This window comes from Kamptonema formosum PCC 10802, assembly GCF_000332335.1.
Taxonomy (GTDB): Bacteria; Cyanobacteriota; Cyanobacteriia; order Cyanobacteriales; family Oscillatoriaceae; genus Oscillatoria.
In genome coordinates this window covers 1211828-1232263 of sequence record NZ_KB235948.1, presented here as the reverse complement: position 1 = coordinate 1232263, position 20436 = coordinate 1211828, and the positions used below count along the sequence as shown (strand labels likewise).

The 20436-nt window shown below is 54.9% G+C and carries 17 protein-coding genes and 1 pseudogene; 5 read left to right on the top strand and 13 right to left on the bottom strand.

The features are described 5' to 3' along the window. A partial coding sequence (locus tag OSC10802_RS0105295; RefSeq protein WP_304412225.1) for a calcium-binding protein occupies window positions 1-1014 on the top strand: 1014 nt, incomplete at its 5' end. A gap of 415 nt (window positions 1015-1429) precedes the next feature. On the opposite strand, the gene OSC10802_RS0105285 is transcribed toward OSC10802_RS0105295, so the two are convergent. The 10 genes and pseudogenes from OSC10802_RS0105285 to recN all read right to left on the bottom strand — a co-directional run bounded on the left by OSC10802_RS0105285 (window position 1430) and on the right by recN (window position 11719). Beyond that, the gene (locus OSC10802_RS0105285; protein WP_082218245.1) at window positions 1430-2338 is read right to left on the bottom strand and encodes an MBL fold metallo-hydrolase; all 909 of its coding nucleotides are present in this window, start codon (window positions 2336-2338) and stop codon (window positions 1430-1432) included. 14 nt (window positions 2339-2352) lie between these two features. After that, entirely contained in the window at window positions 2353-2736 is a 384-nt protein-coding gene (gene panD, locus OSC10802_RS0105280) for an aspartate 1-decarboxylase (protein ID WP_026098188.1), read from the bottom strand. 108 nt (window positions 2737-2844) lie between these two features. After that, a pseudogene (locus OSC10802_RS52610) lies at window positions 2845-2958 on the bottom strand (RNA-guided endonuclease TnpB family protein); the annotation flags it as partial. Window positions 2959-3715: 757 nt separating this feature from the next. Next, complete coding sequence (locus OSC10802_RS48905; RefSeq protein WP_155967397.1) at window positions 3716-3994, bottom strand: hypothetical protein; 279 nt, start codon at window positions 3992-3994, stop codon at window positions 3716-3718. Window positions 3995-4051: 57 nt separating this feature from the next. Further along, window positions 4052-4564 (bottom strand): inorganic diphosphatase, encoded by a 513-nt coding sequence (locus OSC10802_RS0105270; protein WP_026098187.1) that lies wholly within the window; start codon window positions 4562-4564, stop codon window positions 4052-4054. A 123-nt stretch (window positions 4565-4687) separates the two neighbouring features. Further along, window positions 4688-5053: a hypothetical protein gene (locus tag OSC10802_RS0105265; protein WP_017715738.1), complete on the bottom strand. Its 366-nt coding sequence runs from the start codon at window positions 5051-5053 to the stop codon at window positions 4688-4690. A 32-nt stretch (window positions 5054-5085) separates the two neighbouring features. Further along, complete coding sequence (locus OSC10802_RS0105260) at window positions 5086-5271, bottom strand: TLTLP motif-containing protein (RefSeq protein ID WP_026098185.1); 186 nt, start codon at window positions 5269-5271, stop codon at window positions 5086-5088. A 590-nt stretch (window positions 5272-5861) separates the two neighbouring features. Further along, window positions 5862-6716 (bottom strand): adenylate/guanylate cyclase domain-containing protein, encoded by an 855-nt coding sequence (locus tag OSC10802_RS0105250; protein ID WP_017715735.1) that lies wholly within the window; start codon window positions 6714-6716, stop codon window positions 5862-5864. Window positions 6717-6865: 149 nt separating this feature from the next. Next, a complete protein-coding gene (locus OSC10802_RS0105245; protein ID WP_017715734.1) occupies window positions 6866-9490 on the bottom strand; it encodes an adenylate/guanylate cyclase domain-containing protein in 2625 nt (874 codons plus the stop codon). A gap of 459 nt (window positions 9491-9949) precedes the next feature. Continuing rightward, entirely contained in the window at window positions 9950-11719 is a 1770-nt protein-coding gene (gene recN / locus OSC10802_RS0105235) for a DNA repair protein RecN (protein WP_017715732.1), read from the bottom strand. Window positions 11720-11758: 39 nt separating this feature from the next. Between recN and OSC10802_RS48900 the strand changes: the two genes are divergently transcribed. Then, window positions 11759-11917 carry a hypothetical protein gene (locus tag OSC10802_RS48900; protein ID WP_155967396.1) on the top strand — a complete coding sequence of 53 codons (159 nt, stop codon included), beginning with the start codon at window positions 11759-11761 and terminating at the stop codon, window positions 11915-11917. Here the strand turns inward: OSC10802_RS48900 and OSC10802_RS0105230 are convergent. After that, entirely contained in the window at window positions 11914-13953 is a 2040-nt protein-coding gene (locus OSC10802_RS0105230) for a tetratricopeptide repeat protein (RefSeq protein WP_017715731.1), read from the bottom strand. The genes OSC10802_RS48900 and OSC10802_RS0105230 overlap by 4 nt on opposite strands. A gap of 484 nt (window positions 13954-14437) precedes the next feature. On the opposite strand from OSC10802_RS0105230, the gene OSC10802_RS0105225 reads away from it, so the two are divergent. From OSC10802_RS0105225 to OSC10802_RS52605, 3 genes are all read left to right on the top strand, one after another. Continuing rightward, a complete protein-coding gene (locus tag OSC10802_RS0105225) occupies window positions 14438-15793 on the top strand; it encodes a TAXI family TRAP transporter solute-binding subunit (RefSeq protein WP_017715730.1) in 1356 nt (451 codons plus the stop codon). A gap of 392 nt (window positions 15794-16185) precedes the next feature. Further along, complete coding sequence (locus tag OSC10802_RS0105220) at window positions 16186-18276, top strand: ABC1 kinase family protein (protein ID WP_017715729.1); 2091 nt, start codon at window positions 16186-16188, stop codon at window positions 18274-18276. Window positions 18277-18342: 66 nt separating this feature from the next. Then, complete coding sequence (locus OSC10802_RS52605) at window positions 18343-18591, top strand: hypothetical protein (RefSeq protein WP_017715728.1); 249 nt, start codon at window positions 18343-18345, stop codon at window positions 18589-18591. Between the two features lie 215 nt (window positions 18592-18806). On the opposite strand, the gene OSC10802_RS0105210 is transcribed toward OSC10802_RS52605, so the two are convergent. Next, window positions 18807-19538, bottom strand: coding sequence for a DNA cytosine methyltransferase (locus OSC10802_RS0105210; RefSeq protein ID WP_017715727.1), 732 nt, complete (start codon window positions 19536-19538; stop codon window positions 18807-18809). A 101-nt stretch (window positions 19539-19639) separates the two neighbouring features. After that, window positions 19640-20359: a carbonic anhydrase gene (locus OSC10802_RS0105205; protein WP_017715726.1), complete on the bottom strand. Its 720-nt coding sequence runs from the start codon at window positions 20357-20359 to the stop codon at window positions 19640-19642. Window positions 20360-20436: the final 77 nt, after the last annotated feature.

Genomic DNA, 20436 nt, shown 5'->3' with positions numbered 1-20436 from the left:
CCGACACCGGCACCGGCACCAACTCCGACGCCGGCACCGGCACCGGCACCCACTCCGGCACCGGCACCGGCACCCACGCCGAATCCGACACCGGCACCGGCACCGGCACCCACGCCGAATCCGACACCGGCACCGACACCGGCACCGGCACCGGCACCGGCACCGGCACCCAGTCCAATTCCCACCAGCACAGAGATCCCACTTGCCGCCACTCCCGACAATGACCAACTCAGTGCCAGCGGCAGCAGCGATTATGTGATTGCCGGTTTGCAAGGCAATGACGAACTCACCGGCGGTGACGGCAACGACTTGCTGTTTGGCAATCAGGACAGTGACACCCTCGATGGGGGACTCGGTGAGGACACCCTCTTTGGTGGCCAAGACAATGACACCCTCACCGGCAACACCGGCAACGACATCCTCTCTGGCGACAGCGGCGACGATAGCGTCAGCGGCGGCGACGGCAACGACTTGCTGTTTGGCGGTAAAGGCGCAGACATCCTTGATGGCGGTGATGGGGACGATATCGCCTTTGGCGGTCAAAATAATGACACCCTCTCCGGCAACACCGGCAACGACATCCTCTCTGGCGACAGCGGCAACGATAGCGTCAGCGGCGGCGACGGCAATGACTTGCTGTTTGGCGGCAAGGGGGATGACACCCTTGATGGCGGCACCGGCAATGACACCCTCTTTGGCGGTAAAGGTGCTGACATCCTCACCGGCGGCGATGGGGATGACTTCCTCTATGGCGACATCGGCAACGACACCTTAACTGGCGGTGCCGGTGCTGACAAATTCGTCTTGACAGCCGGCACCGGAAGTGATATAATCACTGACTTTGTTACTGGCACTGATTTGCTGGTGCTAGCCGCCGGTTTAACGTTCGAGCAGCTGACAGTTACCTTGAGCAATAGCGGAACTTTAATTACTGTCACCGACAGTAATGAGCTTCTTGCAACTCTCAACAATGTGCAAATTAACCTCACGATTGAGGATTTCACCATCATCTAGCCAGCAGCTGCAGCACAGGCAGAGAGGGCCTGTGCCGCCCCTCTCTGGGGTGCTGCCGCTGTCCCTGTTGAAATTTGCTTAGCACATGTTTTTCTATCCTGTCAGGGGGATTAACCTGACTTAAGAGCGGACAGTTTAAAAAACCCGGTTTCTTGAAGAAACCGGGTTTTTCAATGCGGGGATTAATTGACTGTCGTCTCATGTCGAGATCGCTGCCCAGATGAATTTTAATCCGCCGCTCAACCTCAATTTTCACTGCACGCAATCAATCGCAGATAATCTCATAGCGGTTTTCATCTGAGTGAGGTACTGAGAAACCCGGTTTCTTAAAGAAACCGGGTTTCTGGCACAGACTTCATCCAACTGAAAACCGCTATAGCTATAAACGCGCCCCTAGTAGCCACTAACCAGTATCTTAAACCAACTTAAGAGTCATGCCTTCGCGAGCGAGGAATCCATTCGGAAAAACATGCTGTAACTTGGCTTCCACATCATCTAAAAAATCATCGTCGTGAGACGGATCGTGGTGAAAAATGACCAGATTCCTGACACCGGCAGCCTTAGCCAGCTCCACCCCCACCTGCCAAGTGGAGTGCCCCCAGCCCACTTTCGGGGCTTTAGGGTGGTGATATTCCTCATCGGTATAGGTCGCGTCATAAATAAAATAATCCGCCCCACGGGCCAGATGCAGCACATTTTCATCCAGCCGGTCCGGGAAATGTTCCGTATCCGTGCAGTAGACTGCCGTGCGGTCCCGCCAGGTCACCCGATAGCCGGTGGCCGTGCTGGGGTGGTTGAGCAAAGCCGTCTCAACGCTAATGTCGTCCAGGTGCAGCACCTCGCCGGGGCGGACGCTGTGGAACGTCATTTCCGATCTCATCCCCTGCAGCGGGATGGGAAAGTTGGGGTGCAGCATCTGGTCAGACAGACGCTGTTTGAACGTGGCCCCATTCGGCGCGACCGCCCCGTAGATGTGGAAGCGATTCCCCGGGACAAAGGCGGGGATAAAAAATGGAAACCCCTGAATGTGGTCCCAGTGGGAGTGGGTGAAGAACATGTGGGCTTCCACCGGCATCTGCGGCAGCAAGGTTTTCCCCAGAACCCGCAAGCCGGTGCCCCCATCAAAGATCAGGCGTTTCCCCCCGACGCGCATTTCCACACAGGAAGTGTTGCCACCGTAGCGAACGGTTTCTTTTCCGGGGGTGGGAATACTGCCGCGCACCCCCCAGAAGTGGACAGCAAACTCAGTATTAGGGCTGGTCTCCATACTGGCTTTCCCATCAGAAGGCTCTGGACTTGGTGCCGGCGGATGAATATCTGGCATCTTTAGGAATTAGGCTAGCCTGCGGTTAACAGTTCATTGTAAGAGCGAATTTGGACCAGCTGGTTGCGCTCGTCCACCAAAACCACTTTGGGCGAGTGGGTTTTCAGTTCTTCTGGGGTGAACTGTGCGTAAGCCATGACAATCACCGCGTCGCCTTTCATCCCCAGACGCGCCGCAGCGCCATTGAGTTCAATTGCCCCTGAACCGGCGGGAGCACAGATGGCGTAGGTAATCAGCCGCTCCCCATTAGCCATGTTGACCACTTGCACTTGCTCGTAGGGCAAGATGCCGGCAGCATCCAATAAGCTTTTGTCAATGCTGATACTGCCCATGTAGTCGGGATTGGCAGCCGTTAGCCTGCAGTGATGAATTTTGGCCAAAAGAAGCGTGCGATGCATTTCAGGAACCCGAAATCGTCACCCTTGGCTGAACACCGGCCCCACCCTCTTTGGGAGAATGAAGGTCCGCTCCAGCGCAAGGTTTCTTTTCTAAGATATCTGATACATTTACGCGCCATTACCCAGGATAACCCCGGACAACGCAACGATAGCACTATCACCGATAAAAGTGATAGAGGCGGTATCCCGCAAAGCTTTCAGGAATATCCCGAAAGCACTATGAACGCGAACGTTTCTCTTCGGTGTTTTGGCACCTACTTAAACCCAGAGCGCTTTCACGCTCAGCGCCGATGACAGCTGCTTTAAGCTCAATTTCCTGTTTCGCTTGGCAACCGTGTCGGAAGTCTCAAAGACGGATAAGAAATCAAGCACTATTTTCAACTCGATCGGTCGGCACGGTTCGCTAACGCTATTTTTTCGCGACTGACCTATCTCATTATACCGTGTCCTACTGCTTTGCGTCAAGAATCCAGGATTAAATCCTGCTCTTTTGCCCCTGCGGCGGTTCGGTCTGGCCTCTCCCCCGCACGCTTGGCCGTATCAAACTGGAACTGGGGGAACCCGGGCTGCAAATGTTTCCGAGCGCCTAAAAAGCACGCTCAATAGAAAGTTTGGGATTGCTCCCGTTGCTGGCGCAAGCGCGTGCTAGCTTTTCTCGCGCCGATTTCGTAATATTTTATCACTCTTATGTTCCCCTCCTGCCAGACTCCCAGCGAGTGCGCTTTCGCTCAAGGGCGGGATAAATAGCTGAGCGGATAGTGTCAGAAAAGCTGTCAACTTGTCCGCTTCCAAGAGGCAAGGAAAGACCTCACCCGCTACAATTAAAGCAAGACTTGAGTGAGTCCCCCAGTGCGCAGCCAGGAAAAGAGTCGGGTTTTGAACTCAATCCGCACTACAGCAGGGCTGTTGACCGCAACGGGCCTTGACAGGCCCCCACTACACCCTTAAAGGCCCAGTGGCAGGAATCTCAACTGACTTTCTAACATACCTGCAACGGTATTGAGGTCAGGAAACTTTGTCTGTTGCGGGCGCTTTTCGGTGCCGGTCGGGGAGTCTCCCGAGCCCCACAGCCAGCAAGTGCCGGTTGCGCCACACCGGCAGCCTGCGGAAACTGCCCGCAGGGCGGGGGGCCGGTGAGGCCAGCATATCCCACAGTGAGTTCAACTTCGGTTAGATCGCCATAAGATCGCTCACTCAGGGCAGCCGGCGGTCGGGCATGGGGACAGGAGTGCCGGTGGGTGGCGACCCTGAGGGGCACCAGTCCTGCGGGCTTTTGGCGGGCGTTTTGCTAGCAAGATCGGGGGCGGCTGGCAGCTTATTTGCTGCCGGCTCTGACGCACTGCTCCACCAGGGGCATTACCGCATCGACATCCTTCCAGCCCAGGATTTGCGTCACTTTCTTTTCCAGATTTTTGTAGGTTTTGAAGAATTCGGCAATTTCTTCGAGCCGGTGGGGTGCCACGTCCTTGAGGGATTGGACGCTGGCGTAGCGGGGGTCTTTGTCGGGAACGCAGAGAATTTTCTCGTCGCGGTCGCCACCATCGATCATCTCCAGCATGCCAATGGGCCTTGCCGCAATCACGCACCCGGGAAAGGTGGGCTGGTCTATCAGTACCATACCGTCGAGCGGATCGCCATCATCGGCCAGGGTGTTGGGCACAAACCCGTAGTCGTAGGGGTACTGAACCGAAGAATAAAGCACCCGGTCGAGGGCAAAGGCTTGCAGGTCTTTGTCAAACTCGTACTTGTTTTTGCTCCCTGCGGGAATTTCAATCAGAACGTTGATCAGCCCCGGTTTCGGTTGAGCGGGAATCCGCGATAAATCCACTCTTGATTGCTCCTTTGCTAATAGCTGCTGCGGGGGTGCCGGTGCCCACATCGCCGCTAGCCTCCGGCCATCCCCCGAATAGCATTTTAGAGGAAGATGGGCAGCCGCTCACATATACTGTATTTAATTTGCATAGTAAAATGTTCTCCCCGCCAGAGTGCCGCTGGCCGGCGGCAGGGGCTCCCCAACCGGCAATCCCTGTTTCCCGCCTTTCTGTAGCGCTTTCCTTGCCGCGCCACCCCCAGATACAGGGGGTTTAAGAAGCCGGCGCAAAAAAAGGTGAATTAACCCCTCGCGACCCAAACCCTTAAATATATGCAGTTTTAATACAAAATTACTGTTTCCCACTCTTTCCCCCAACCCCCAACCGGCAACCCCATAAAACACCGGCAGGCGCGCGGGCATCGGGCCATTCCCCAGGGTGGGGAACGACAAGCGCCAGAGGGTAGAATTGCCTTGGAAGAAGGGGTCAGGCTGCTTTCCCGACAAATTCCGATCCTGTCAAACCGGCATCCCCACTCTCAATTGCGCGACACGGGGAGCTGATAGGTGTGGGGTGGAACAACTTCCGCATTGCCCGAAGAGTAGTGAGCGATGACAAACAGAGGTATAGTCAGGGTCAGCAAAGCAATTAAAGTTCCGACAATATCTGCCAGTCCATGCGGAGGCTGGTCAGAAGCATTGGCAGACGGGCTACCGGATTCCATGATTGAGTAGGTATTATAACCAGTAAAGTCAACTTGCAGGCAGAGGAGAACTGAACACCCTCTAATCATGATTGTAGCGATTTATTTTGGAAAGACTGTCTCAAAATAAACAATTCGCAGGCAATCCATCCTGAAGAGCCCAAACTTTCAGGGCCGCCCACGGGGCTGCTGCCGGCCCGCCAGCGGGGACAGAGCGTGCCGGTGGCGGGGGCTCTGGCGGCCAACCTGGCAATCAGCCGGCACATTTGCTTCGTGACCCCAGTTTGGCGCTAGGGAAAGGGACAGCGGTCCACCCCAGGGTTAGGCGCTGCATCCCCCCATTCCCTTGGCCCCCTCTGCTCCAGAAGCGAGCCGGTTGTGTCAATATACGAAACAGGCGCAGCGGAGGGAGCAACGCCGAGTACAAGGGTGCGAGCGTGCGAGCGTGCCCAATGCCGAGCAGCATAAGCCTTACAAAACAGGTGTGAGCGGACAGGATATCACGGCGTCCGGCTCTTCTGCGGACAATTTTTGCAACCGTGGGATGCACCCTGTGAGATTAGCCCTCACCGTATCAGTCACATTCTTGTCCCGAGCCAGAGCGCGAGTTTTCAGACTTTCCACTCCATATCTGCAACCGTCCAAGCTCCATCCCAGTCGTCTGGTGGCGGAGATTGCAGAAAATGCTGGCAGCGCTCCAGCTGAATGGCGGCGGCTTTATCGCTGCTGTCAATTTCCATAACAGTAGCGAACTCGCCCATCGCAATAGCGAACTGGCGCTTGAGGTATCGCTCCCGCCCTTTATCGTAATACTCGACCGCCTGCAGCTTGTGTTCTGAAATGGAGTCGCTCCGCAGCGCCAAGACCTCATAAATTGCCACAGGAGTGCTTTTTCCTTGCAGGCGCAGCGAGTCCAGCTGCCTGACCCATATCTGGTCTTTACAGGAACGATAAGTATTTTCTCCAATGACTATCTGGCAGCCATATTGCTGGCTCAATCGTTCTAGGAGTTGGCCCAGATTGACGCTCTCACCGATAGCGGTGAACTCCATCATGTTGGTGCGACCGACATAGCTGCTGGTGACCTTATCGGAATTGATGCCAATGCCTATTTTGATTTCAGGGTGAGACGCAGAAACTCTGCGTGCGTTGAATTCTGCGACTTTTTGGCACATTTCCATTGCCGTTTCCAAGGCACACCAAGCGTGATTTTCCAAAGGCAATGGTGACCCGAAAACGGCAATTGCTGCCGTGCCCACGCACGCTGATTCTACCTGTCTGTCTAGGGCATGTTTATACTTTAAAACAGCCTCTCCGACTGCTTCAAAATAGTCATTTATCAGGCATGCCACCTCGTTGGCCTCTAGGTTTTCAGTGAGAGCGCTGTAGCGGTAAATATCTGAGAACAAGACAGAAATTTCCTTGCGCTCGCCTGCCCAATTGGCAGACTGGCTAACATATTCCATATTCCACACACAATGTAAACAACCTCTGTTGTGCGAGACTCGCCTGCGGCGCTGTCAGGAGATTCTGCTCTTGGAATGGCTGGCGACTGGGGCCGGCAGAATCCCTGAGTGACTGGGAGCGCACAGCAGGGAGTGATGCGAGCTAGGCGCTACTTTTCTGTCAGCACCCAGACGCCATTCCAGTCTTCGGCTGGTGGGTTCTGGATAAAATGCTGGCAGCGCTCCAGGTGTAATTTCGCGGCCTTGTTGGCTTTGTCAATTTCTAACACTTGGGCAAACTCACCCACCGCTTTGGCAAACTGGCGATTGCGGTAATACTCGCGTCCCTTATTGTAATGCTCGACAATCAGCTTTTTCCCATCATCGAGGGGCTCGCTCTGCAGACCGACGACTTCATAAATTTTCACCGGCTCGGTTTTGCCTTTCACGGTAATAAAGTCGAGCTCCCTAACCCAGATGCGGTCGGCGCAGGGCTGGTACGTCTTGTCGCTGATCACGATGTCCGTACCGTACATTTTGCTCGTCCCTTCCAAGCGAGAGCCGAGGTTCACCCCGTCCCCAATAGAAGTCAGCTCCATGCGCTTGCTCGATCCAATATTGCCGCTCACCACCTGGTCGGAGTGGATGCCAATGCCGATGCTGATCGTTTTCTTGCCGGAAGCGGCGCGCTCTTCATTGAATTTGGCCAGCCGGTGGCGCATTTCCACCGCCGTCTGCACCGCGCACCACTGGTGGTCGTCCAGGGGCAAAGGCGAACCGAACACAGCCATGATAGCGTCGCCGATGTACTTGTCCAGAGTGCCCTTATACTTAAATACAGCGTCCACCATGCGCTCAAAATATTCATTGAGCATGTCCACCACCTCTTCGGCACTCATGCCTTCGCTCAAAGTGGTGTAGCTGCGAATATCCGAGAACAGCACCGAGACTTCTTTGCGCTTCCCGCCCAAGCCGGTGTCCCCACTTTGCAGCAACTGTTCGGCCACCTCCTGAGTCATGTACCGGTACATAGTGCTCTTGAGGCGCTTCTCATTGCTGATGTCCTCCATAACCACCAGGGCACCGTTGACCTTTACCTGGTCGAGGGCGTCCGCGATGGTGTTAATGGACAGGTTAACGCTGTGCTGTTCGACTCCGTGAGACAGTAAGGTTTGCTCCGGGTAATACTGCTCCGCCTTGCCGTTTAAAGCATCTTGGAACCACTTGCCAAAGTCGCCCTTCTCAAAGCGGACTAATTCTGTCACCTGCCGGCCCTCAATGCGCTGCTCTTTCAGGCCCAGTAACATCAGGGCGCGGTCATTGGCGGCGAGGACATGCCCACTTTTATCCGTAGAGATCACGCCATTGCTGAGGCTGCGCAGGATATCGCGCTGCATTTGCTCCTGCTGCTTGACGGTGGCGAACAGGGAGGCGTTTTGCAGGGCCACACCGGCTTGAATGTTAAACGCCTGCATGAATTCCATATCGGCGCGATTGAAGCTCGCCTTCCAGCATTCCGGAGCGTGTGGCCAGTCCGCTTTATTGTAAGGCGGGAACTCCCCCTGTTTTTTCTTGTTGATTAATTGCGTTACGCCAATCAGCTGTTTGTCGGCGTTAAACACCGGCATGCACAGCATGCTGCAAGTGCGGTAGCCCGTCTTCTGGTCTGTTTGCTTCGCCGTTTCCGATCCCGGCTGGTCATACAGATCGAACGGAATGATCAGCGGCTCACCCGATTCAGCGACTTGGCCGGCAAAGCCCGCATGGCGGGGGATGCGGATTTCTTGCAAAACCCCAGCGATGGGGATTTTTGTCCACAGCTGATTTTTCTCCTTGTCCAGCAGCCACAGGGTGCTGCGGTCGGCGTTCATCAGCAGCTTGGCCTCATCCATCACCTTCTTGAGGGTGTCTTCGAGATCTAAACTGCTCTTGCTCAGGGACTCAATCGCCGCCATCAGGGCGGAAGCAGCTCGCTGTTTCTGGGTGGCCTTATAAAACGACCGGGACGACTCCAGAATCAGGCGAATCGAAGGGGCGAAATCCGCAAATACCGCTTCATCTTCGTGGGTGAAGCCCCGGGTATCAATTCTGTCCGACAGGGGAGCGATATGGTCGGTGACTTTTTTCAACTTATTGAGCAATTGCACGACGGCGACTAACGCCCCCTCCTCACTCAGCAGGGGCAGAGTCAGCATCGTGTAAGTGCGGTATCCGTTTTTTTTGTCAAACTGCTTGGCTGCGGAAGAGCGCGGATCGTCATAAAAATCGAAAGGAATATTGACTACTTTTTTAAATGTCGCCACTTCCCCTGCGATTCCTTTATCTGCCGGAATCCGAATCTCTAGCGGCGTCCCCCCCGCTCCTTTTGCGACTATCGTATACAGTTCGTTTTTTTCTTCATCTAATAAAAAAATCGTCGTGCGGTCCGCCCCCAGCAATTCCCCTGTTTTTAAGGTGATGGAGCGCAGCATCTCGTCGAGAATGGCGTCAAACCCCTGGCTGTCCAGCAGGCTGTCCAGCATGGACAGGGTTTGATTGACCACTTGCAGCTTGCTCTCGATGTCGGTGACGACTAGCTTGAAGTTTTCCTTGTTGAGTGGGGCTAGGAACGCCTTGAAAGTTCCCTGGGTTGTGGCAAGTGCGCTGCTTGATGCGCTGCTTGACGCACTGGTAGATGCGCTGGTGGGAGATGCAGACCTTTGATGGTGCGCATTCCTGCTTTCAACTTGGGCGGTGACGTCAATCACCGTGCCAGTCTGGTCCCAAACAGTTGGATTCGGAGATGCAGGTGTCATAGCTCTTTTCTCTTAAAAGATGCCTGGAGTCAGAGAACGACTGGTGTGAGTCCAAGCTGGCTAACCGGCGCAAGGGGCGCGAGCGAGCCGATTCAAGACTACTCCTCAGTTTACTCTGTCGTTGCGGGTTGGGCTAATGGGTAAGTGTCAGGGTTGTTAAAGTGATAGCATGTTTTCAGCGATACAAGACCGGCACAGCCCCATACCCCTGCTGGGGTTGAGCCTGCCAGTACGATTTTGACATCTTGAGGGGAAAAATAGTTGTGCCGGAGCCTACCGATTGTGGCCTCAGCCCGGGGGTTAGGGGTTCGGTGCCAGCTGCTAGCCTATCCCCTATTCCCTCTCCCCCGGGGGCTCGTGTAGCGTGCCCGTCTTGTCTGGAAACCCCTAACCCCTCACCCCTGAGCCCTAACCCCTCACCCCCACTCCCTGCGACCTGACACCAGAAATATCCCCGCACTAATTCCCCGCTGCTTTTTGCCGCAGACTGGCAGCTTGGATGAGCAGGGAGTCGGCAAAAGCGATGGACTGTTGGGCGGACCGGCCACCGGCTATGGTGGCGAGCTCTTCGCGGCGCTGGCACTCATTTAAATGTGTCACCCGAATAACCGTGCGCTCCAGCGGTGAAGTCACACCGGCCACCGCGCTTCCCCCTTCTAGAATTCCCTCTCCAGGGAACTCGATAACTTGTTTGTCCACCCGGAAGTGCCGGTCGGCCATTGCGGCGACCAGGGGCTGGTGGGTGACGCACAGGACTTGGTGCCGGTGGGACAGCTGGTGGAGTTTGCCGGCAATGGCGATGGCGACTCGCCCGGAAACCCCCACGTCAATTTCGTCAAACACCAGCACACCGGCACCGTCAACCTGGGCGAAACAGGCTTTCAGCCCCAGCAGGAAGCGGCTCATTTCCCCGCCGGAGGCGGTTTCTGACAGCGGTTGCAGCGGTTCGCCGGCATTGGGGCTGAATAAAAAGGCGATCCGGTCAGCGCCTGCTGAGGTGGGGGCGATGGGGGCGAGTTCGACTTGAAACTGCACTCTATCCATCGCTAGCGGCTTTAATTCCTCGATCAGGCGGGCTTCCAGTTCCCGCGCCGCCACTTGGCGCAGGGCGCTCAGCTGTTCGCAAAGGGCAGCCAGCTTTTCCCACGCCTCCTGATAGGCTTTTTCCAGGTCTTCGAGGGACAAGCCTCCGCCGGTGAGCTCTTCTAGTTCGGTTTGGATGCGCTCGTGGTAGGCGATGGCGTCTGCCAGGGTCGGGCCATATTTGCGGCAGATGTGCTTGAGTTCTTGGATGCGCTCCTCCACCTCTTCTAGGCGCTGCGGATCGCTTTCCAGACCGGCGCTGTAGGTGCTCATCTGTCGCGCCGCTTCTGCGATGTTGGCGTAGGCTTCGCTCACTAAGTCCAGTACCTGCTGCAGCTGGCTGTCGTAGCGCACCATATCCGTGAGGGCTTTTTCAGCAAGGCCCACTAGGTCGGCGGCAGCTTGCCCGTCGCTGTCGTTTTGGTAAAGTGCCTGGTAGACTTGGTAGCTCTGCTGCTGCAGTTCGACGACGTGGCTGAGGCGCTGGCGCTCGGCGTCTAAGTGCGCCAGTTCTTCCGGATCGCTGAGGTTGGCGTCTCCGAGCTCGCGGATCTGGTACTCGATCAGGTCGAGTCTCTGCAGTCTCTGCTGTTCGGACTGCCGGCGCTGCTCTAGGGCTTGCAGGGCTTGCTGGGTAATGGCGTAGGCGCTGGCGACTTTTTGTCTGAGCTGGAGGATGGGGGCTCCGCCAAAGGCGTCCAGCCACTCGCGCTGGCGTGCCGTTTGGCCCAGCCCCAGGGTCTGGCCTTGGGCGGTGAATTCTACCAGGCGCTCGCGCAGGGTGTCCATCAGCGGGCGGTTGACGAGGGTGCCGTTCAGGCGCGACCGGCTGCGCAACCCGCCGGAAGTGACGCTCAGTTCCCGGCTGGCTACTACTGATGTCCCGTCGAGCAGGTCGATTTCTTGGCAGCGCACCCACTCGGCTGTAGCTGGGTCGAGGTCGAAGGTGGCTTCTATTAAGGTGCGCTTTGTGCCGGTGCGGATGACGCGGCTGGTGACTTTGCCCCCGAGGGCGGCGTCCAGGGCGTCTAGGATGATCGATTTGCCGGCACCGGTTTCGCCGGTGAGCACGTTCAAGCCGCTCCCGAATTCCAGTTCGAGCCGGTCTATGAGGGCAAAGTTGTCAATCCGCAGGGATAGGAGCATCGAGCCACGCGCTTAAGGGTTTCTACCACATTCAGTTTAATGTTTGTCCCCTGCGACAGGGGCAGTCTTCGCAATTTTGTAATATTAGCTGCCCCCGGCGGGCTGGGCCAGCCGGCTGCCGGCGGTCAAGCCCCTGCGGGCCATCACCCGGGACGCCAGACATGCCGGCGTGCCGGTCAGCTTTTGGCTTTTGGCTAGTTAAGATAGGACTGCGCCCAAGCATACCGCACCGGGTCTTGGTTTAGCAGGTACTGCGCCGCCTCCCGCTGTTGGGTTTTATCCCTGGCATTTCTGAGGACTCGCTTGATTTCATCCTCCATTTCTTCCCGTTCAGCACCCCGTTCGATTGCTTTCTCAAACAACTCATTGCCTTGTTCATATTCACCTATATCGTAACAAATTGCCCCCATCAAGGTGTAAGGCTGGTGGCTGTCTGGCTGGCACTTTATTGCTTCCCGCGCACAGGTAGCTGCTTCATCTAATTGTGCCATATCTCGCAAGGCCGCACCTCTGGTGACCAGCAGTCTTGACTTAAAGGCTTTATCTGTAATTTGGGCTAAGTTCACCTTATTCGTCAGCTCTAATGCCCGCTGGGGTTCATTTGCTTTGCGCCAATAGCTGCTCGCAGTCGGCAAGATATATTGACTCTTGGTTCGCTTGAACTCTCTCTCACAGAACAGGGCTTCCAGCCTGTAGTGAGCGATGGCAACCTGTCCATTTGGGGAAAGAAGTCCTTCTTCTATCAGCTGAATAACTAACAGCGGATCGAGGCGCTCCCCTCTTTCCAACTTTTGCAGAATAGTGTAAAATGGGTCTAGCGGTAATTTATCTCCAGGGTCTACAATCCGATACTTGGACTTCAGCGCAGCGAAGTGCAGCTTGACTTTCAGTTCCTGAGCGATGGCCAGCGTCTCTGTCAGTCCCTGCTGCTCTAACCAGTAAAAATCTGGCTCACTCATAAAAGTTCGCAATTCGAGTTTTTGTAAAATTTCAAACAGCGGACTGTCTGGTGAGCAATCCTCATGTTTGATGGCTCGGTATTTGGTTTTAAGTTCGGCAAACACCGGCACCATCTTAGCCAGTTTAGCGGTTTGGGAAAGCGTGACCCTTCCCCTCAGCCAAATCTCATCAGTATCATTTAATTTTTTTCCGGAAGCAAGCTCCTGCAGAATTCGATACAGGGGGCTGGAAGGCCAGAACTCTTGATATTGAGTTGCTTGGTATTTTTCTTTGAGCTCGGTAAAGTGACTGATTTGTTGAGCGATTGCTGCTGTCTCAGACAAGCCCTGTTGGTTCAGCCAGTTAATCTCTGATTCTTGCAGCCGGTGTGACGTTTCAAGTGTTTGAATAATTTGGTAGAGGGGACTGGAGAGGGAAGAATCCTCATCTTGGGTGGCTCTGTACTTGGCTTTCAGTTCAGCAAAGGTTCGCTTCGCCTCTCGCTCCCGCTGAATGGCAATTATCTCGGTAAGTCCCTGCTGTTGCAACCACTGGATCTCCGCATCATTCAGTATCGCTTCTGAGTCAAACTTTTGCAGGAGGGGATACAGCTGACTGGAGGCGGATGTGCCGGAGTATCTCGTCACTTGGTACTTAGACTTGAGCTGGGCAAAGTCAGCTTCCCTTGCAGCCTCTTGTTGCAGGAAAATTTCAAGAGTTTCCAGGAGTTCGCTATTGAGCAGCCAGTTAGCGTCTGCATCGGTTAACCGTTTTCCGGCGTCCAGTTTCTTCAGGATTTGATACAGGGGACTGTCTGGCGATGATTTTTGAAAGTTAGTGGCTTTGTACTTAGCCTTCAGCGCCGCAAAGCGCCCCATATCCTGAGCGAGGGAAGCTGTGCGAGCGAAACCTTGCTGTTGCAGCCATTTAATTTCTGCATCAGTAATAGTGCCTTCAGAGTCTAGCTTCCAAAGGAGGGGATACAGCCGGCTGGCGAAGGATAAATCCACAGCTTTTCCGAATTGATACTTAGACTTGAGATGGGAAAATTCAGTTTCCAGTCTTTGGGGTTCTTCCGCACGGCGTCGAGCCAGCCATATCAGGTCTATTGTATCAAAAAGTTGGCGCTCTTTCAGCCAATCCAACTCTAAGTCAGTTAGCTCTATTTCTAAGTCAGCTTTTCGCAGGATGAGGTAGAGAAGACTGGAAGGAGATGAGTCTTCATACTGGGTGGATTTGTACTTGGACTTGAGGGCGGCAAAATGTTTCGCCCGCAGTTGCAATTCGTCGTTCATCTTGATTTGGGGCGCGAGACGCACCGACACGCTTAACTTTTAATCCTGTGGCAGGGCACTCCACCGGCAAGGGAGCACTTGGCCATCCGCAGCACCGGCGCTGCGGTGATTTGCTAAAGATATCACTTATAATGAGCTAACCCTAGTGAAAAGTCAAGACTTATGCAATAATTTGTAATATGCGCCGGCAAGGGAGCAGGTGAAGAAACATCCTGACGTAGGACAGGCGTCTCGCCTGTCCCTGGCACACCGGCTCCCTTAGCCGGTGTGACAACATCCTGACGTAGGACAGGCGTCGCGCTCTCCGGCGCTTGCCCCGTGCTCAAGAGCGCATGCGCCGCTCCGAAGCACGCCTGTCCTCAGAACCCAAAGCGGAAAGGGAGCTTGGGGTTTGGGTATAGTTCAAAAATGAGATGATCCACAGCTATCCCCTGTTCAATTATAGTACCATATCTTAAAATAGGGTGAGGTCAGGAGAAAGGGAATGTCTCGCAGAGTATTTATTCCGATTGCGCTGTTAAGCCTCGTGACGGTCGGGGGGATTGTCTGGAAAGTGGTGAGCGACAAGAACCAGGTGCACCAGCTGACCATTGCGACAGGAAAGAAGGGGGGCGATTATTACGGCTTCGCTCAGACACTGGCTGAAGCCGCCGCCAAATATCAGCCGGACATTCAAATCAAAGTGGTGGAAACCAGCGGTTCGCTGGAAAATATGCAGCTTTTGCAGCAGGAAAAGGTCGATCTGGCCATGGCGCAAAATGATACGCCAACCCAGCCATCCGCCCGGATAGTCGCCTTGCTGTACTCGGAGCTGTTTCACCTAATTGCGGCGGAAAATTCTGGCATTAAAACGGTGTCCGATATCAAAGGGAAACGGATTGGAGTGCCAGTCAAAGGGACCGGCTCTTATCACTCTTTTGAGATGCTAATGGAGCATTACGGGTTGAAGCCGAGCGACTTTACGCTGGTGGAACTCTCTTCGGCGGAAGCGAATCAAGCCTTGCGCAAAGGCGAAGTGGATGCTATTTTTCGCAGTTTGGCGCTGGGAAACAGTCTGACACGAGAGCTGCTGCAAACGACTCGGGCGCAGCTGGTGCCGGTTGACCAAGCAGCTGCTATGAAGATTTCGCGCCCCTATCTGGAAGAGACGATTATCCCTAAGGGAGCTTACAGGGGGGACCCTCCTATCCCAGACAGAGATTTGCCAACGGTTGGCGTGCAGTCGGCGCTCCTGACAACCGAGGATGTCAGTCCGGATCTCATCCGCGAAATTACCAGCGTTTTGTTTGAGCGCCGCTACGATTTAGCGGCTAAAAATCAGCTGTTTGCAAATATTTCTCACCCTGAAACTGACAATGGTCTTGGCTTGCCACTCCATCCAGGGGCGCAAGCTTACTACGACCGAGAAAAACCGGATTATGTAGTGGCAAATGCGGATTTCATTGCCCTGGTGATGTCGGTAGTGATGCTGTTTGGGTCTTGGCTCTGGGATTGGCGCTCCCGTCTGGGCGAAAAGCAAAAAAACAGAGCCGACAGGTACAACCTGCAAATTGTCACGCTAACGGAGCGGGTGCGCCGCACTGAAGACTTAGAAGAGCTGGAGAATGCGCGGCTCCAGCTGTTTGAAATCTTCCGGCAAGTCCTTGAGGATTTGGATCGGGACAAGATCTCGCCGGAATCCTATCAAACGTTTACTTTTCCTTGGCAGGTAGCGATGAGTGCCATTCAGCACCGAGAAATGCTCCTGGTGAATTTGCCCGGTTATAAAACACACGCTGTAAAAAAATCCCTGTCCGATCCGTCAGTGTCTCTGAACTCCTCGGAACATTTTGACGAGTGATATAGCGGTTCTCAGTTGGATGAACGTTACGCCCAGAAACCCGGGTTCTTAAAGAAACCGGGTTTCTCAGGATCTCACAGAGGATGAGAAACGGTATATAGCGGTTTTCCGTTGGATGCAGCAGGCTCCAGAAACCAGGAACATTGGGCAATTGTCCGATAGTAATGGCTGTAGGGGCAAGCCACCCACGGAGACTGCCCCTCCGGGAGCAAGCAGTCCCCTCGGAAGTGCGCGGGAACTCTGCGGGGGGATTGCCCCTACCGTTTAATTCGTGGGATGTGGGACGCCAAAGTGTGAGTTTACCGAACCTCTGGGGGACACCAACCCACACCCCCTCCAGCAAAGAGCTGTTACAATACTTCACATAGTAACCCCTACTCGGTCGTCCCTCCATGACTGTAAAGACGGTATCGCCCCCACCGGCCCAGCTCAATTCAGAGACTCTACAGCGCCCGAGTCTGCCCGCAGCACTCAGGAACGCCGCACCGGCACCGGCAGTAACGGTCGAGCCGAATCTGGCCGCACCGGCACCCCTAAAATCAGCTGCGCCTGTCCCCGCCTCTGAAATAGAAGCCCTGCGCTACGATCCCGTGGCGATCGCCCAATACTATCGCCAGCGCCCGCTACAGGTGTGGGGGCGACTGATGAGCATTGTAGGGCTATTTGTCTCTTTTCGCTTCAGCCTGTGGTGGGATGACAAATTCGGTCGCCTCAAAGAAAATCAGCGGCGGCGAGCGGCGCGGCTGCGGGAAATTCTCACCAGCCTCGGTCCCGCCTTCATCAAAGTTGGGCAGGCGCTCTCCACCCGTCCCGACCTCGTACCGCCGGTTTATCTAGAAGAACTGGGCAAATTGCAAGACCAGCTGCCGCCATTTCCCAATGAAGTCGCGTACCAGTTTATCGAGGAAGAACTCGGCGATGTCCCTGAAGAAATCTATGCCGAACTGACAGAAGCGCCGGTGGCTGCCGCCTCTCTGGGCCAGGTCTACAAAGGCAAGCTGAAAACTGGCGAAACTGTCGCCGTCAAGGTGCAGCGACCGGGTTTAGCCGACAGCATCACCCTCGATGTCTACATTCTGCGCAACCTAGCCGCCTGGGCGCAAAAAAACATCAAAAAGATTCGCAGCGATCTGGTCGGCATCATGGATGAGTTTGCCACTCGCATCTTTGAAGAGATGGACTACACCCAGGAGGCTCACAATGCCGAGCGGTTCGCCCAGCTCTACGGCCATCTCAAGGATATTTACGTCCCCCACATCTACTGGGAATACACGCGCCGGCGGGTGCTGACAATGGAGTGGATTGACGGCACCAAGCTGACGAATATGGAGGCGCTGACTGCTCAAGGCATTGACGCAACTCACTTAATTGAAGTCGGCGTGCAGTGCTCCCTGCGCCAGCTGCTAGAGCACGGATTTTTCCACGCTGACCCCCACCCGGGCAACCTTTTGGCTAAGCCGGATGGCAAGTTAGCCTATCTGGATTTTGGCATGATGAGCCAAGTCAAACCCTACCAGCGCTACGGCTTGATTGAAGCGGTGGTTCACTTGGTCAACCGCGATTTTGACGGTCTGGCGAAGGACTATGTGAAGCTGGAGTTTTTGACGCCAGATACCGACCTGACGCCGATTATTCCCGCTCTGGCGAATGTGTTTAATAACGCTCTGGGTGCCAGCGTCGCGGAACTCAACTTTAAGAGCATTACTGACGAACTTTCGCAGGTGATGTACGAGTATCCTTTCCGGGTGCCGGCGTACTATGCCCTGATTATCCGCTCTCTGGTGACGCTGGAGGGGATTGCGATTAATGTCGATCCCGAGTTTAAGGTTCTCAGCAAGGCGTATCCCTATGTGGCAAAGCGGCTTTTAACTGACTCGGCACCCGAGTTGCGGTCTTCCCTGCGGGATTTGCTGTTCAAAGATGGCCAGTTCCGCTGGAACCGGCTGGAAAATTTGCTGAAAAATGCTAAAAATAGCGATGACTACGATCTCAGTCAGGCGCTGAATCAGGCGCTGGAATTTTTGTTCTCGGAACGGGGCGATTTCATTCGCGATTACCTGGTTGACGAGATTGTCAAGAGTGTGGATGTGTTCTCGCGCCAGGGTTTGCAAAATGCTACGGCGGTTTTGAGCGAGTGGTTTGGGTTGCGGGTGAATCAGCCGCCGATTCCCGCCGCCGACGAGCAAAAGTTGCAGCACATCCAACGGATTTGGGGGATTCTCCAAGAAACCCAAGGGTTTGACCCGGCGAAGGTGGCGTCGCTACTTCCCGATCTGGTGTTGAAGCCAGAAACTCAGCGCATGGGCCAGCAAATTGCCAGCCGTCTGGCGCAGCGAGCGCTGGCGAGATTTATTCGCGAAGTGCTGCTGCGCGAAGAGCCGAGCGAGATCAGTGCTGGCAATCAGTCTCAGCCGCTGGCTCTGCCTGCCAATCGCAGTGCCGGTGCGCCGGTTTCCAACTCGGCGCTGAAGGTGAGGAAATAAATCTATTTCGTTCCCAGACACCGGCTGGGAACGAAATATGCCAGTGCGCCGGCTCGCAATGCTAATGTGCCGGCTCGCATTACGAATGCGCCGGCTCGCAATGCTAATGTGCCGGCTCGCAATGCTAATGCGCCGGCTCGCAATGCTAATGTGCCGGCTCGCAATGCTAATGCGCCGGCTCGCAATGCTAATGCGCCGGCTCGCATGACGAATGTGCCGGCTCGCATGACGAATGTGCCGGCTCGCAATGCTAATGCGCCGGCTCGCAATCCTAATGCGCCGGCTCGCAATTATAGCAGTAGGCACTTAGGTTAGGACGTAGGACAGGCGTCTCGCCTGTCCCAGAAATATTGAGGCCCGGCGAACGCCTGCCCTACGCCTAGAATTCGTATCAAGCGTGTCCTAAACTGACTGCGCACTGCTATAACACTGCTGTCTCCCACAGAAAGCGATAAGGCTTTCTTCTAAATCGGACGGGATTCTAAATATTTCCAGCATAGGGTAGATTCTACCAGACAGCGAGCCGGTGGCTACACCCCAATCGCCCGAAATGTCTCGATCCGCGCCCTGATACTAGAGGCAATAATCTCCGCCAAGGCGACCGGAACAGCGTTTCCCAACTGTCGCATGGTTTCTGTCGGGCAGTGAGGGAAGAAGTATTCGTCCGGAAAAGTTTGCAGCCTGGCCGCTTCGCGAACCGTGAAATAACGCACCTGACCGGTATGAGAGGCTAGCATATTTTCCCCTCCGGGGATACCGTGCACTCCTGCTTTCAGTTCTAACCGCGACAGGTGGTTTGCCCAGCCCTCACCCAGCTTTGGCACAATCTCTGGGTAAGTAAGTTGCAGGATAATAGACTGGAAATATTTGCTGAACGCAGGGCGCAATAAACCGCTGACATTCTCGATAAGAATCGCCAGCGGCTGTAACTCTCGCACGGCGCGGAAGAAGTGGGGGAACATGTCTCGCTCGTCGAGGCACCCTTGGTGTTTGCCTCCCAGAGAGAAAGGCTGGCACGGGGGTCCGCCGGCGAGCAGGTCAACCCCACCGCTGATTGCTGTAAAATCGAATTCAGTCACATCCGCCTGGAAAACAGGCCAGCCGGCGACGAATTTTATGCCGCGCCGCTGATTCTCGCGAATTGTCTCGCAGGCATTTTTATCCAGCTCAATCACCGCTTTATGACAGAAGCCTGCATGAGCTATCCCTAGGGCTAAGCCCCCAGATCCCGCAAAGAGTTCGACCGAGTTCATTGCCAGCATTCTCTTAATTTTATCCCTGACGGAGAGGCTCTCACTTACAATAATAACATGGCTTGCTATTGGGGCAGTTCCCTCAAAGGAGGGAACCCACCCTACTCCTGCTAGTTGTGCAATAGTTCGCCGGCTTGCGGCGCGTCTAAATATTGCGGCGCGCACTCTGCCGCCAAATCGGCGTGCCCGCAATCTAAAGATGCGATAAATTGTGACTCCAGGATCACAAACTGCCCGTCGCTGGGGCTGTAGGCAAAGACTTTGCCGGTTTCAATTTGATAAATCCAGGCGTGAATGTGGATTTTGCCGGCGCGGAGTTTGGCGCGAATAGCGGGGTAGGTGCGCAGGTTTTCTATCTGGGTCAGGACGTTTTCCTGAATCGCGACGTTGACCAGTGACTCGCCTTCGAGCTGTTTGTAGTTCTCCTTAATAACCTGGCGGGTTGCCTCGGCATGCTTTAGCCAGTCGCACACTAAGGGCATCCGATCCGCCAGTTTGTTCAGCTGCAACAGCCCTTTAATCGCCCCACAGTGGGAGTGGCCACAGAGGATAATATTTTCGATACCCAACGCTTGGATAGCGTATTCAATGGCTGCGGCTTCACTCCCATTCGTAGCGCCATAGGGGGGGATGATATTGCCCACATTCCGCATGATAAAGAGTTCGCCCGGCTCCGTCTGCGTGATCAGGTGCGGGTTAATCCGGGAGTCGGAGCAGGTGATGAACAGGACTCTGGGATGCTGTCCGTGAGAGAGCCTGGCGAACAGCTCTCGGTGCGTGCTAAAATAGTTCGTTTGGAATTCATGCAGTCCTTTGATTAACTGTTCCATCTGTCACATCCTTGCCGGTGGCGCAATACAATACCATTCCTTACTGTACACGCCATTGGCATGGATGTGCGCTTCCC

Excerpts from the sequence above, each read along its gene's own strand:
- recN (WP_017715732.1), bottom strand. The coding sequence starts at position 11,719 with ATGCTCCTATCCCTGCGGATTGACAACTTTGCCCTCATAGACCGGCTC.
- OSC10802_RS0105250 (WP_017715735.1), bottom strand. The coding sequence starts at position 6,716 with ATGGAATATGTTAGCCAGTCTGCCAATTGGGCAGGCGAGCGCAAGGAA.
- OSC10802_RS0105285 (WP_082218245.1), bottom strand. The coding sequence starts at position 2,338 with ATGCCAGATATTCATCCGCCGGCACCAAGTCCAGAGCCTTCTGATGGG.
- OSC10802_RS0105230 (WP_017715731.1), bottom strand. The coding sequence starts at position 13,953 with ATGAACGACGAATTGCAACTGCGGGCGAAACATTTTGCCGCCCTCAAG.
- OSC10802_RS0105245 (WP_017715734.1), bottom strand. The coding sequence starts at position 9,490 with ATGACACCTGCATCTCCGAATCCAACTGTTTGGGACCAGACTGGCACG.
- OSC10802_RS0105220 (WP_017715729.1), top strand. The coding sequence starts at position 16,186 with ATGACTGTAAAGACGGTATCGCCCCCACCGGCCCAGCTCAATTCAGAG.
- panD (WP_026098188.1), bottom strand. The coding sequence starts at position 2,736 with ATGCATCGCACGCTTCTTTTGGCCAAAATTCATCACTGCAGGCTAACG.
- OSC10802_RS0105225 (WP_017715730.1), top strand. The coding sequence starts at position 14,438 with ATGTCTCGCAGAGTATTTATTCCGATTGCGCTGTTAAGCCTCGTGACG.
- OSC10802_RS48900 (WP_155967396.1), top strand. The coding sequence starts at position 11,759 with ATGTTTGTCCCCTGCGACAGGGGCAGTCTTCGCAATTTTGTAATATTA.
- OSC10802_RS0105260 (WP_026098185.1), bottom strand. The coding sequence starts at position 5,271 with ATGGAATCCGGTAGCCCGTCTGCCAATGCTTCTGACCAGCCTCCGCAT.
- OSC10802_RS0105205 (WP_017715726.1), bottom strand. The coding sequence starts at position 20,359 with ATGGAACAGTTAATCAAAGGACTGCATGAATTCCAAACGAACTATTTT.
- OSC10802_RS0105210 (WP_017715727.1), bottom strand. The coding sequence starts at position 19,538 with ATGCTGGCAATGAACTCGGTCGAACTCTTTGCGGGATCTGGGGGCTTA.